This window comes from Diaphorobacter ruginosibacter (genome assembly GCF_014395975.1).
Classification (GTDB): domain Bacteria; phylum Pseudomonadota; class Gammaproteobacteria; order Burkholderiales; family Burkholderiaceae_C; genus Diaphorobacter_A; species Diaphorobacter_A ruginosibacter.
Genome location: NZ_CP060714.1, coordinates 1,476,055 through 1,489,369, shown reverse-complemented (window position 1 = coordinate 1,489,369; position 13,315 = coordinate 1,476,055). Strand labels below are relative to the sequence as shown.

Sequence of the window (13,315 nt, the reverse complement as noted above, 5' to 3'; positions counted from 1 at the left end):
AGTTCCCCATGGACATGCAATCCAGCCGCCAGCTCGGCGTCTCGCAGCAACAGGCGTGGGACGCGCTCAACGATCCCGAGGTGCTCAAGGTCTGCATCCCCGGATGCGATCGCGTCGAGGCCAACGGCGACAACCGGTATGCCATCGGCATGGCGCTCAAGATCGGTCCGGTGTCGGCCAAGTTCTCGGGGCAGATCACGCTCTCCGACATCGTTCCGCCGCAAAGCTACACCATCGCCTTCGATGGCCAGGGCGGCGCCGCCGGTTTCGGCAAGGGCAGCGCCAAGGTCACGCTGCTGCCCAACGACGCAGGCTGCGAACTGGCGTACACCGTCAACGCGCAGGTCGGAGGAAAGGTCGCGCAACTGGGGCAGCGCCTGATCGACGGCGCGGCCAAGTCGCTTGCGGAAGACTTCTTCAAGCGCTTCGACAAGGAGATGCAGCGCCGCTACGGCCCGCCCGAGGATGAGGAGGCTGCCGGCAAGACCGGAATGATGAGCGGGTTGATGAAGAAGATGGGCCTCGGGAAGAAGGAGGCCGGCGAAGGCCCAGAAACCACCTGAGAGCAGGAATCCTCCAGCCATTGCAGAATCACCGACATGGAAAATCTCGATGTCATGGTATTGCGCCAGTTGCACGACTGGCGGGCGGCAGGCAAGCGCGCGCTGCTTGCCACCGTGGTGCGCACCTGGGGATCGTCACCGCGCCCCATAGGCTCGATCATGGCGTTGTGCGAGGACGGTGCGGTGGTCGGTTCGGTCTCTGGCGGCTGCATCGAGGACGATCTGATCTACCGCTACACACAGGCCTATGCGAACGCCGCACCGGCCGGCACCCGGAACGCCGACGCCCAGGTCATTCCCCTTGGAGCGCCCGGCTTTGTGAAATACGGCGTCACGGCAGACGAGGCTCACCGCTTCGGACTGCCCTGCGGCGGCACGCTGGAGCTGCTGCTCGAGTACGACCCCGATGCGCTGAAGCTGGCCGAACTGGTCACGGCGTTGGAGTCAGGCCAGCTGGTGGACCGGATCGTGCAATTGTCCGATGGGACCGTCACCCTCGCCGAAGCCGCTGCCCCGACCGAGCTCCAGCTGTCGCCGACGCAGCTCAAAAGCACTTTCGGACCCGAGTACCGCATGCTGCTGATCGGGGCAGGCCAGCTCACCGAATACCTTGCGACGATGGCGCTTTTCAGCGGATTTGCGGTCACCGTGTGTGACCCGCGCGACGAGTATCGCGGGGCGTGGAGCGTGCCTGCGGCCAAGGTGGTGAGCGACATGCCTGACGACGTGGTGCTGGCCTTCAGGCCCGATCGCCGCAGCTGCGTGGTGGCCCTCACGCACGACCCCAAGCTGGACGACCTGGCGTTGCTGGAGGCCTTGAAGACCGATGCGTTCTATGTGGGCGCCATTGGTTCGCGCCGCAACAACCAGGCCCGGCACGAGCGCATGATCGAGTACTTCGACGAAACCGAGGAAAGCCTTGCGCGCCTGCGCGGCCCGATCGGCATCTACATCGGCAGCAAGACGCCGGCGGAGATCGCGGTGAGCGTGATGGCCGAGATCCTGGCCGTGAAGAACGGGGTGGCGCTGCCGCGCGACGTGGAAGTGGCCAACGCCAAGAACGAATTGCGCGTGGCGGGCAACGAGGCACCTGGCGTATCGGACTCGCTGGTCTGCGGCCTCAAGCGCCTCTGAGATCCTGTTGGCGATCTGTGCAGGGGGGGTGGGTGCGCCCCTGCGGGGATGCAGCGGCGTCCTTGCGTGTTTTCCGCAGGCCCACGTGTAGGCCAACGCCGCATTGCGTGGCCGTGCCCCTGATGGGATGCAATGCCAATCCCTTAGGATGTACCCCATCGTTTTGCCGAACAGAAGGAGACATCGTCATGGCCCCCACCACCCTGCCCCCTCGCAATCGATTGCCACTGCTGTCCACTGCCGCCCTCGCGGCCCTCTTGCTGGGCGGCTGTTCCAGCACGCCGTCGCTCAAGGTGGATGCGGCGGCTCAACCCGAAGGCGCATCCGGCTACACGGAGAAGCCGGGCTGGGCCACCTCGCAGTTCGCCGTCGCAGCCGCCAATCCTCTGGCGACCGAGGCCGGATACAAGGTGCTCAAGGCCGGCGGCAGCGCCGTCGATGCCGCGATCGCGGTGCAGATGGTGCTGGCGCTAGTCGAGCCGCAATCCAGCGGCGTTGCGGGCGGGGCCTTCCTGCTGCACGCGACCGGCAGCAAGGTCGAGGCCTATGACGGCCGTGAGGTCGCACCGGCTGCCGCCGACGAGAACCTGTTCATTGGCAAGGACGGCAAGCCCATGCCCTTCATCGAAGGCGTGGTCGGCGGGCGCTCTGTCGGTGTCCCGGGTGCCGTGCGCATGCTGGAGCTCGCGCACAAGGAACACGGAAAGCTTCCCTGGGCCAGGTTGTTCGAGCCGGCCATCGGGCTGGCCGAGGACGGCTTCAAGGTCAGTGCCCGCCTGAACACGCTGCTGTCGAACGAGAAATACCTTGCGAACGATCCCACCGCACGGGCCTACTTCTTCGATGCCGACGGCAAGCCCTGGCCCGTGGGCCACGTGCTGAAGAACCCCGAGCTCGCCAAGGTGCTGCGCGGCATCGCAAAGAACGGCTCGAAGGCGCTGCTGGAGGGCGAGGTGGCGCAGGCCATCGTCGACAAGGTGAACAAGCACCCCACCAATCCCGGCAGGATGACGCTGGCCGACCTGGCCAGCTACCAGCCGAAGAAGCGCGAGGCGCTGTGCACGGACTACCAGCTGTCGGCGCGCACCTATCGCATGTGCGGCTTTCCGCCGCCGAGCTCCGGCGCCATTGCCGTGGCGCAGATCCTGGGCATCCTGAAGAACACCGATGCCACCGCGATGGCGCTGCAGGACGGCTTGACAGGCCCCAACGATCCCAAGGGCCAGTTGCCCGGTGCCGATTGGCTGTACCTGTACAACGAGGCCTCGCGGCTCGCGTTTGCGGACCGCAACCTGTATGTTGCCGATCCGGACTTCGTGAAGCCGCCCGCCGGCAGCTGGAGCAGCCTGGTCGACCCGGCCTATCTCGCGGGCCGCGCCCAGCTGATCGGGCCGAAAAGCATGAACATCGCCAAGCCCGGAACACCCGGCATGGTGAAGACCAGCTACGCCCCCATGCCTGACCAGATCGAGCACGGAACCAGCCACATCAGCGTGGTCGACAGCATGGGCAACGCGGTGGCCATGACGACCACCATCGAGGACCAGTTCGGCTCGCGCCAGATGGTCAAGGGCTTCCTGCTCAACAACGAGCTGACCGATTTCAGCTTTGCGCCCCGGGACGCCGATGGCAAGCCCATCGCCAACCGCGTCGAGCCCGGCAAGCGTCCGCGCTCGTCGATGGCGCCCACACTGGTCTTCGATAAGAACAACGGCCAACTGCTGATGAGCGGCGGAAGCCCCGGCGGCGCACTCATCATCCACTACACCAGCAAGCTGCTCTACGGCATCTTCAACTGGGGACTCACACCGCAGCAGGCCATCAACCTGCCCAACTTCGGTTCGCTCAACGGGCCGACGATGCTCGAGGAGAAACGCTTCCCCGAATCCACCGTGTCCGCTCTGCGCGAACGCGGCGCCGAGGTACGCGAGATGAACATGACCAGCGGCCTGCAGGCCATCACGCGCGCGGAAATCCACGGCAAGCCGATGTGGCTGGGCGGCGCCGACCCGCGGCGCGAAGGGGTCGTGATGGGGGACTGAGCCCATCGCCGCACAACATACCGACCCTGGCCGGAGCCAGCATGAACGCAGCGAACAAAAGTCGCTGCGTTTTTTGTTCATCACGCTGCCGAGATAAAACGCAAGGCTCTTTTGAACGACAGCCTGAGCAGCGCGCGCCCGCTATGAACTGGTCACAACAATGCTGAGATGGCCCCTCAGACGCGACGCAAAGGCGCAGACAGTACTTTGGTACGGCAAGCCTTTGCAACAAAGTATGAGGGGCCATATCAGCACCCCCAAACGAAGACTCTCACCGCGAACACAGCGCACCCATTCTTCACGCGGCTCCATCCACCCCGATATCCCGCGAAGCACCATTTTCTTCCGGTATTCTCATCCACTACCAGAACAACCCATCCAGGAGATCCAGCGCACCATGCAGAACCCGTCCCCGGTAGAGTCAGTCCACATTCCATTCCCGCGCATGCGCAGCGTGCTGGAGCGCATCTTCGAGCGCAACGGCACCAGTCCCGGGGTTGCGGCCATCCTGGCGGACAACTGCGCCTCGGCCCAGCGCGATGGCGCCATGAGCCACGGGCTGTTCCGTATTCCCGGCTACGTGTCCACCTTGAAGAGCGGCTGGGTCGACGGCAAGGCCGTGCCGGTGGTGGAAGACAAGGCACCCGGCTTCATCGCAGTGGATGCCGCCAACGGCTTTGCGCAGCCCGCCTTCTTCGCGGCACGCGATGCGTTCCTCGCCAAGGTGCGGGCCAACGGCATCGCGCTGATGGCGATTCGCCGTTCGCACCACTTCGCCGCGCTCTGGCCCGATGTGGAGCCGCTGGCCCGCGAAGGGCTGGTGGCGCTCACCGTGGTCAACAGCATGGCCTGCGTCGTACCCAGCGGAGGGCACACCGCCCTGTTCGGCACCAACCCCATCGCCTTTGCCGCGCCGCGCGAGAACGGCGAACCTGTGGTGTTCGACCTCGCGACCAGCGCCATTGCCCACGGGGACATCCAGATCGCGGCGCGCGCGGGCCATGACGTGCCCCAGGGCTACGGCGTGGATCGCCATGGCGAGCACACAACCAAGCCCCGCGAGATCCTGGAGGGCGGCGCACTGCTGCCATTCGGTGGCGAACATGGCATGCACAAAGGCTCGGCGCTGTCGATGATGGTGGAGCTGCTGGCCGCGGCCCTCACCGGCGGCAACTTCTCGTTCGAGTTCGACTGGAGCGGGCACCCCGGAGCGCAGACACCGTATACAGGCCAGCTCATCATCGCGATCGATCCGCGTCTCACGAGCGGACAGGGCTTCGCGCAGCGATGCGAGACCCTGGTGGCCGCCATGGCCGGCGCCGGCCAGAAAAGGCAGCCCGGATCGCGTCGCCACGAGGCACGCGCCCGCTCGCTGGAGCATGGCGTTCCGGTGGAGGCCGAGCGCTGGCGCGAGCTGCTCGCCATGGCCGGCCTCGATCATGAGGAGAGCGGCACCACGGCATAGGCCATGGCACCCGGGCTGGTATGCTGGGGCGATCCCGGCTTTCTCCCCCTCCCGGCCCGGCACACGCCCAGGCGCACTTCTTTTCCATGGACCGCAGCATGAACAGCACTCCGACCACGGCAGACATTCCGGGCAGCCGCCCCAGGCGCGGTGCGCGCAGGGCCGCCCTGACGTCGCTGGGCGTTGCCTGCCTGCTCTCGCTGTTCGGCTGCAGCCTGCCGCCGCTCGCGGGACGCAGCGTGTCGCATGCACTCCCTGCCGAGGAGGCAGAGCAGACAGCGCTAGGACGCGGCATCGCGCCCGACCTCGCGCAGCATCCCGGGCTCTCCGGCATCCACCCCCTGCATGATCCGCATGATGCCTTTGCGGCACGCGCACTGCTGGCGCGCGCCGCCGAACGCACGCTCGACGTGCAGTACTACATCTGGCGCAACGACATCACCGGCACGCTGCTGTTCGGCGAGCTGCTGGGCGCCGCGGATCGCGGCGTGCGCGTTCGCCTGCTCATCGACGACGTGGGCACGGCGGGCCTCGATATGGAACTGGCGGCACTCACGCGCCACCCGAACATCGAGGTGCGGCTCTTCAATCCGTTCATGCTGCGCAAGCCCAAGGTGCTGGGCTACGTCGCCGACCTGAAGCGGGCCAACCGGCGCATGCACAACAAGTCGTTCACCGCCGACAACCGCGCCACCATCGTCGGCGGCCGCAACGTGGGGGATGAGTATTTCGGCGCCACCGAAGGCGTGCTCTTTGCCGATCTCGATGTGATGGCCATCGGCCCCGTGGCCAAGGATGTGTCTGCCGAATTCGACCTCTACTGGGCGAGCGCCAGTTCCTATCCGGCACACGCCATCCTGCCCCGGGCGGAGCAGGCCGATCTCGACGCACTTGCCACGCGCGCCAGGACGCTGCTCGCCTCCCCGCGTGCAACGGAGTACACGCAGAGCATCCAGCAGAGCCCCTTCGTGCGCCAGCTCATGGACCACACGCTGCCCCTGCACTGGGTGACGGTCACCATGATCAGCGACGATCCGGCCAAGGGCCTGGGCCTCGCCGAGCCCAGCGACCTGCTGCTGCCGCAGCTCGAGAGGGCATTGGGCACGATCCATTCCAGCGTCGACCTGGTCTCCGCCTACTTCGTGCCCCGCGCGAGCGGTGTCGACGCCTTCGGCAAGCTGGTGGACTCGGGCGTGAAGGTCCGCGTGCTCACCAACTCCATCGAGGCCACCGACGTGCCGGCCGTGCATGCCGGCTACGGCAAGCGCCGCAAGGCCATGCTGGAGCGCGGCATCCAGCTGTTCGAGATGCGCAGCCTGGTGCCGGCCTACGCGGAAACCAGCGACAAGAAGTTCTTCCAGCGTTTCGGCAGTTCGGGCGCCAGCCTGCATGCCAAGACCTTCGCGGTCGACGGCCAGCGCCTGTTCGTGGGCTCGTTCAACTTCGACCCGCGCTCAGCGCACCTCAATACGGAGATGGGCTTTCTGATCGACAGCCCCGAGATGGCGCAGCAGATCGTGGGCGTCTTCGACAACCAGCTGCCGCGCATCGCCTACCGTGTCGAGCTCGGCGAGAACGGCAAGCTGCGCTGGATTGGCGGCACGGGGCCGAACGCGCCGGTGTACGACGTCGAGCCGCACACCACCTGGTACAGCCGCGCCTTGGTGACTTTCCTCGGCTGGCTGCCGATCGAATGGCTGTTGTAGCGCAGCCCGCGCGATTCGCACAGGCTATCTTGAGCCACCCTCGCTGTGTGCCTCCTGACGCTCCTGGCGTATGGCGAACTGCACACCGACCTGCCCTGCCACTGCCGCGCCGATGAGCACGATGGCCGCCGAAAGCGCGGGATTGGAGCCCCAGCCCACCATCAGCGTGAACAACGCACCCAATGCCATTTGCGAGAAACCGTACATTCCCGCAGCCGAGCCTACATGGTGCGCGTCCACCATCAAGGTCTTGGACAGCGCCGCCGGGCTGGCCGTGCCCGAACCCATGGCGAAGAACAGCATCAGCACGACAACGGCCGGCAGATTGAGCCAGCCCGCCAGCTCCAATCCCAGGAAGATGACCGCACTCGCAATGCTCAGGCCGTTGCCGAACACGAGCAGCCGCTCCACGGGGACGTTGAGCACCAGCCGACGTGTGATCGCATTGCCCACCCCCATGCCGATCATGATGATTCCGAGCGCAATGCCCACGTCACGCACCGGGTGCTGCAACTGCTCGGTGATGACAAACGGCGCGGCCGCGATGAAGGCATAGATCGACGTGGTCGCGCAGGCCCCTCCGAACGCATAGCCCAGATACTTGGGTGAGCGCAGCAGCGAGGTGTAGTCCTGCGCCAGCACCGAGACGCTGACCACCCCGGTCGGGCTGCCGGTCTCGGGCACGAGCCGCCATGTCAGGAACAGGGTCAGCGCACCCAGCACGGAGAGGAACACGAACACCATGCGCCAGCCGCCCAACTCCACCATGGAGGAGCCGATCAGCGGCGCCAGTCCCGGCCCGACCATCATGATCAGATTGAGCAGCGCGAGCGCGCGCACGGCCTCATCGGCAGACGTCGTGTCGCGCACCATCGCCCGGCCCAGCGCCAGCCCGGCGCATCCCCCCAGAGCCTGGAACAGTCTGGCCAGCACCAGTGTCTCCACATTGGGCGCAAGCGCCGCGACCAGGCCCGCGCCGAAGTACAGCGACAGCCCCACCATCAGCAGCGGACGCCGTCCCAGCGCATCCGACAGCGGCCCATAGAACAACTGCCCGAACGCCAGCCCGAGGATGTAGATCCCGATCGTGGCCTGCACGGCCGCGCTGCTCACCTGCAGCGAGCGCGCGGCATCCGGCAACGCCGGCACGAACATGTGCATGGCGAGCGTGCCGCTCAGCGTGATCATCACCAGCAGCCACAGCGGTGCATGCCGGCGCACGCTGGTGTGATCGGGGGAAGCGGTGTCGTCGCTCATGCAACCTCCCCTGCCCCTGCCGCATCTTCGTTTCCGGCCCCCAACTCGAGGCGTTGCAGTTGCCCGCCCATGCGATGCATCACCGCGAAGGCCGCCAGCACCTCATCATCGCCAACGCCGGAGAACAGCACGCTGCGATCCTGCTCCAGCAGCTGTTTCACATGCTGGATGGTCTCCTGCCCCCTGGGCGTAACGTCGATGGTCTTGGCACGGCGATCGGCATGTCCACCCCGGGTGATCAGCCCACCCTCCTCCAGGCCGTCGAGCAGACGGACCACCGAGGAACTGTCGAGGCCGAGGGAGGCGGCCAGATCCTTCTGGCGCATGGGGGCGGCGGCCCTCTCGAGGTGCATCAGGGGCAGCCAGGTGGCCTCGGTCAGGCCCAGCGGCCTGAGGCGCCGGTCGACTACGCGGCGCCATTGCCGGTTCAGTTGCCCCATCATGAACATCATGTTCTGGTGAGCCTGGGACAGGGGGTGCTCTTCTTGGAGCTGGGGGGGCATAAATAATTGATATGCAAATAGATGACATATCAATTATGTCAGAAATCAATTGTTTGTGAGAGCGACTACGTGGGAATCCATGGAGTGCTCATGGTTTGAAGGTAGTTTGCAAACCTGAAGCGGGGTGTGTTGTTTGAGGGTGGAGGCCGGGACTGCCCCCGGCGGGGCAGTAACTTTTTGGTCTTGCCCAAAAAGTCACCAAAAATGCGCTTTGAATGCGGGGGCACGCGGTAAAACTCACTTCGCGCTGCGCGCTCCGCTCAGACAGCCACCGCGAGACAGTTTGGAATAGGAATTTTCGGCACATCGCTGCGCTCGTGCCGGGCTCGCCCGACTTCGGGCGAGCAGACTGCGTCCATCTTGAACCGCGCAGGGTGAATTGGGGCAGGGTACATCTCGCGAAGTCGCGAGATGCCCAGGCACGAGCGCAGCGACGTGCCGAATGCCCCTCCCCTTAATCTGACTCACGGCGGCTGTCTGAGCGGCGCGCCGCAGGCGCAAAGCGAGTTTTGCCGTGGGTATTAAAACGCCTTTTTGGTGACTTTTTGCGCGCGCAAAAAGTTACTGCCCCGCCGGGGGCACTCCCGGCCTCTGTCCTAAAAAAAGAACCGAGCCCCAAGCAGGCTACCCCGCATCAAACATCAAGCATCAATCGCCAAAACCGACCCCGCCTGCTTGCGCAACTCAAACTTCTGAATCTTCCCAGTACTCGTCTTGGGCAGTTCACCAAAGACCACAGCCCGCGGCACCTTGAAGCCGGCCAGGTGCTTCTTGCAATGCGCCACGATATCCTCGGCCGTGGTCTGCGCCCCGGCCTTCAGTTCGACAAAGGCACATGGCGTCTCTCCCCACTTGGGATCGGGCTTGGCCACCACGGCGGCGGCCAGGACGTCGGGATGGCGGTACAGCACGTCCTCGACCTCGATGGAGGAGATGTTCTCGCCCCCGGAGATGATGATGTCCTTGCTGCGGTCCTTGATCTTGATGTAGCCGTCCGGATACTGCACCGCCAGATCACCCGAGTGGAACCAGCCGCCGCGGAATGCTTCGTCCGTGGCCTTGGCGTTCTTCAGGTAGCCCTTCATCGCGATATTGCCCTGGAACATGATCTCGCCCATGGTCTCGCCGTCGTGCGGTACGGGATCCATGGTTTCGGGATCGAGCACTGCGGCGGAGCGCTGCAGGTGGTAGCGCACGCCCTGGCGGGCATTGAGCCGGGCGCGCTCGCCGATGTCGAGCTGGTCCCATTCGGCATGCTTGGCGCAGACCGTGGCAGGGCCATAGACCTCGGTCAGTCCATAGACATGCGTGATGTCGAAGCCCATCGCCTCCATGCCTTCGATCATCGCAGCCGGGGGCGCGGCGCCCGCCACCATGGCCTTCACGCCCGTTGGCACGCCCTCCTTCATCGCCGCCGGCGCATTGACCAGCAGGCCCTGCACGATGGGGGCGCCGCAGTAGTGCGTCACGCCGTGGTTGCGGATCGCATCGAAGATGGCCTGCGTCTCGACGCGGCGCAGGCACACGTTCACGCCGGCGCGGGCCGCGATCGTCCATGGGAAGCACCAGCCATTGCAATGGAACATGGGCAGCGTCCACAGGTAGACCGCGAACTTGGGCATGTCCCATTCGAGCACGTTGCTGATGGCATTCGTCGCCGCGCCGCGGTGGTGGTAGACCACCCCCTTGGGGTTGCCGGTCGTGCCGCTGGTGTAGTTCAGCGCGATCGCATCCCACTCGTCACCGGGCAGCGACCACACGAAGCCGGGATCACCGGCGGACACGAACTCGTCATAGGTGATCGAGCCCACACGCTGCGCAGCCGGGCCGTAGGCATCGTCGACCACATCGATGACGAGCAACGGCCGGTCCAGCGTGCGCAGCGGCAGCGCCTTGGCAACCACGGGGGCGAATTCGGGATCGACGATCAGCACCTTGGCCTCGCCATGGTCGAGCATGAAGGCAATGGTTTCGGGATCCAGCCGCGTGTTGAGCGTGTTCAGCACCGCGCCGGCCATCGGCACGCCGAAGTGCGACTCCACCATCGGCGGCGTATTCGGCAGCATCACGGCCACGGTATCGTTCTTTGCAACGCCTGCCCTGGCCAGGCTGCTCGCAAGCTGGCGGCAACGCGCGTAGGTCTCGCTCCATGTGCGGCGCAGGTCGCCATAGATCACCGCCGTGCGGTTCGGATAGACCTCGGCGGTGCGTTCGATGAAACTCAGCGGCGTCAGTGGCGCGTGGTTGGCTTCGTTGCGGTCAAGATGCTGGTCGTAAATGCTGAGTGTCACGTTATCTCCTGAATTCCTCGATGGGGTCTGCCCGGCCATGTGCATGCCGGTGGCATGCAAGGCATTACAGCAGACGCCGCTGACGTGAAGCTGAGTGAAAACCACATGCCGGGAAGCCAGCCGGTCTTGGGCGAAAATACGCCTTGTGTCCATTCCTCAGAACTTCATCCAGGATCTCCTCTCGCGCACCGATGTCGTCGACGTCGTGGGCCACTACGTGCAGCTCAAGAAGGCCGGCGCGAACTACATGGGGCTGTGCCCCTTCCATGGAGAGAAGTCCCCATCGTTCAGCGTCAGTCCGACCAAGCAGTTCTACCACTGCTTCGGCTGCGGCAAGAACGGCAATGCGATCGGATTCCTGATGGACCACGCGGGCCTCGGTTTCCGCGAGGCCGTGCAGGAGCTTGCGCAAAAGGCCGGCATGCAGGTGCCCGACGATGACAACAGCTCGCCGCAGGACCGTGAGCGCGCTGCAGCACAGCGCAAGAAACAGGCCACGCTCAATGACGTGCTGGAAAAGGCCGGCGAATCATGGCGCCAGCATCTGCGCGGATCGCCACGCGCGATCGGCTACTTCAAGGGCCGGGGGGTATCGGGCACCATCGCCAAGAAATACGGCCTGGGCTACGCGCCCGAGGGCTGGCGCAATCTGGCGAGCGTGTTCCCGAGCTACGAGGACAAGCTGCTGGAGGAAAGCGGCCTCGTGATCGTGGGCGAGGAGGACGGCAAGCGCTACGACCGCTTCCGGGACCGCGTGATGTTCCCCATCCGCAACGTGAAGGGCGAGTGCATCGGCTATGGCGGCCGGGTGCTGGGCGACGACAAGCCCAAGTACCTGAACTCTCCGGAAACCGAGGTCTTCCACAAGGGACGCGAGCTCTATGGATTGTTCGAGGCCCGCAACGCCATCCGCGATGCAGGCTATGCCTTGGTCACCGAAGGCTACATGGACGTGGTCGCGCTCGCGCAGCTCGGTTTTCCGAACGCGGTGGCGACGCTCGGCACCGCCTGCACGCCCGACCATGTGCACAAGCTGTTCCGCTTCACCGATACGGTGGTGTTCAGCTTTGACGGCGACTCGGCCGGACGTCGCGCCGCGCGCAAGGCGCTCGACGGGGCGCTTGCCTATGCCACCGACACGCGCAGCGTGAAATTCCTTTTCCTGCCGAGCGAACACGATCCCGACAGCTTTGTGCGCGAGTACGGCACCGATGCGTTTGCCCAGCAGGTGGCCCAGGCCATGCCGCTGAGCCGCTTTCTTATCGAGGCCTCGTGCGAGGGCTGCGACCTGGGCTCGGCCGAGGGCCGTGCCCACATGCTGGCCAACGCCCGCCCCCTGTGGAGCGGCCTGCCCGACGGGGCACTCAAGCGGCAGCTGCTGGGCGAACTGAGCGAACTCGGCCAGCTGCCATCGGCCGACCTGAGCCAGCTGTGGGCCCAGGCGCCCCAGCCATCTTCGCGCGGCGGCGGAGCCCGGCCCGGCCCGGCCTCGGGGGCGCAGGATGAGGGCGCGCCCTGGGGCATGCCTGCCGATCCGGCACCGTGGGAGATGGGCGGCGAGCCGTCGTTCGCACCGGCCGGCGAATACGCTGCGGCGGGCGGCCAGGCACCATTCGCCCAGAAGAAGCCCTGGAGCGGCGCCAAGGGGACCTGGAAAAAGCGTTGGGGCAAGGATGCCGACCTGCCCCCGCAGCCTCCGCTTCCGCGCGGCGCCATTAAGAAAGGCGTGGACCAGGCCGTATGGCTGGTGTTCTCGCACATGGACCTGCTCGAAGAACTGTCGCAGGAAGACCACAGCACGCTGTGCGACCTGCCCGCTCCCCACGGGCCCGTATTCATCTGGCTCGAGGCCCAGTTTCTCGAACACGGCGCGCTGGCCTGCACCGCTCTCATGGAGGCCCTGCAGGGCCATGAGCAGGAACCCTTCGTGCGCAAGCTGATGACCCAGTCGTTCTCGCAAAGCGAGGCCGATCTCCCCGAATCCGGCGAGTTGCCGGAGCTTCGCCGGAGGCTGCGCGACGAGATGCGCCTGGAACTGCGCGGCATCCTGAACCGCCTGATCATCGACAGCCTGCGCCGCCAGGAAAGCGAACTCATCCAGCGGGTCGGACAGGATCCTGATGCGCTCGAAAGATACAAAGAATTACAAAATCGCCGAAAGAGTCTGGAAAACCCCAGGCTGTCAAGCCCTTGAATTGCCGGTAAAAGGTATAATTTAAGGCTTGTCGGCAAGAGCGACAGCAGCACCTCCGGATCAGGCGCCCGTGACAAACACGCACAACAGCCTACCCCACCGCAAGGACTGCACACCAAATGTTCGCCCAGACATCTTGCCCAGCGAGGACCATCTTTTT

9 protein-coding genes are annotated in these 13,315 nt (G+C 65.4%); 6 read left to right on the top strand and 3 right to left on the bottom strand.

The features are described from left to right. Positions 1-8: 8 nt before the first annotated feature. From H9K76_RS06780 to H9K76_RS06760, 5 genes are all read left to right on the top strand, one after another. A complete protein-coding gene (locus H9K76_RS06780) occupies positions 9-563 on the top strand; it encodes an SRPBCC family protein (RefSeq protein WP_187599008.1) in 555 nt (184 codons plus the stop codon). A gap of 36 nt (positions 564-599) precedes the next feature. After that, positions 600-1,697: an XdhC family protein gene (locus tag H9K76_RS06775; protein ID WP_187599006.1), complete on the top strand. Its 1,098-nt coding sequence runs from the start codon at positions 600-602 to the stop codon at positions 1,695-1,697. Positions 1,698-1,885: 188 nt separating this feature from the next. Next, positions 1,886-3,739: a gamma-glutamyltransferase family protein gene (locus tag H9K76_RS06770; RefSeq protein ID WP_187599004.1), complete on the top strand. Its 1,854-nt coding sequence runs from the start codon at positions 1,886-1,888 to the stop codon at positions 3,737-3,739. A 397-nt stretch (positions 3,740-4,136) separates the two neighbouring features. Beyond that, a complete protein-coding gene (locus H9K76_RS06765; RefSeq protein WP_187599002.1) occupies positions 4,137-5,204 on the top strand; it encodes an Ldh family oxidoreductase in 1,068 nt (355 codons plus the stop codon). A 98-nt stretch (positions 5,205-5,302) separates the two neighbouring features. Beyond that, entirely contained in the window at positions 5,303-6,910 is a 1,608-nt protein-coding gene (locus H9K76_RS06760) for a phospholipase D family protein (protein WP_187599000.1), read from the top strand. 24 nt (positions 6,911-6,934) lie between these two features. Here H9K76_RS06760 and H9K76_RS06755 read toward each other — a convergent pair whose 3' ends face one another. The 3 genes from H9K76_RS06755 to H9K76_RS06745 all read right to left on the bottom strand — a co-directional run bounded on the left by H9K76_RS06755 (position 6,935) and on the right by H9K76_RS06745 (position 10,961). Beyond that, positions 6,935-8,167 (bottom strand): multidrug effflux MFS transporter, encoded by a 1,233-nt coding sequence (locus tag H9K76_RS06755; RefSeq protein WP_187598998.1) that lies wholly within the window; start codon positions 8,165-8,167, stop codon positions 6,935-6,937. Beyond that, positions 8,164-8,619 carry a MarR family transcriptional regulator gene (locus H9K76_RS06750; RefSeq protein ID WP_187598997.1) on the bottom strand — a complete coding sequence of 152 codons (456 nt, stop codon included), beginning with the start codon at positions 8,617-8,619 and terminating at the stop codon, positions 8,164-8,166. The genes H9K76_RS06755 and H9K76_RS06750 overlap by 4 nt, the downstream gene beginning before the upstream one ends. A gap of 692 nt (positions 8,620-9,311) precedes the next feature. Then, the gene (locus H9K76_RS06745; protein ID WP_246475350.1) at positions 9,312-10,961 is read right to left on the bottom strand and encodes an acyl-CoA synthetase; all 1,650 of its coding nucleotides are present in this window, start codon (positions 10,959-10,961) and stop codon (positions 9,312-9,314) included. A gap of 145 nt (positions 10,962-11,106) precedes the next feature. Here H9K76_RS06745 and dnaG point away from each other — a divergent pair, with 145 nt between their 5' ends. Further along, positions 11,107-13,155, top strand: coding sequence for a DNA primase (gene dnaG / locus H9K76_RS06740; RefSeq protein WP_187598993.1), 2,049 nt, complete (start codon positions 11,107-11,109; stop codon positions 13,153-13,155). Positions 13,156-13,315 lie beyond the last annotated feature (160 nt).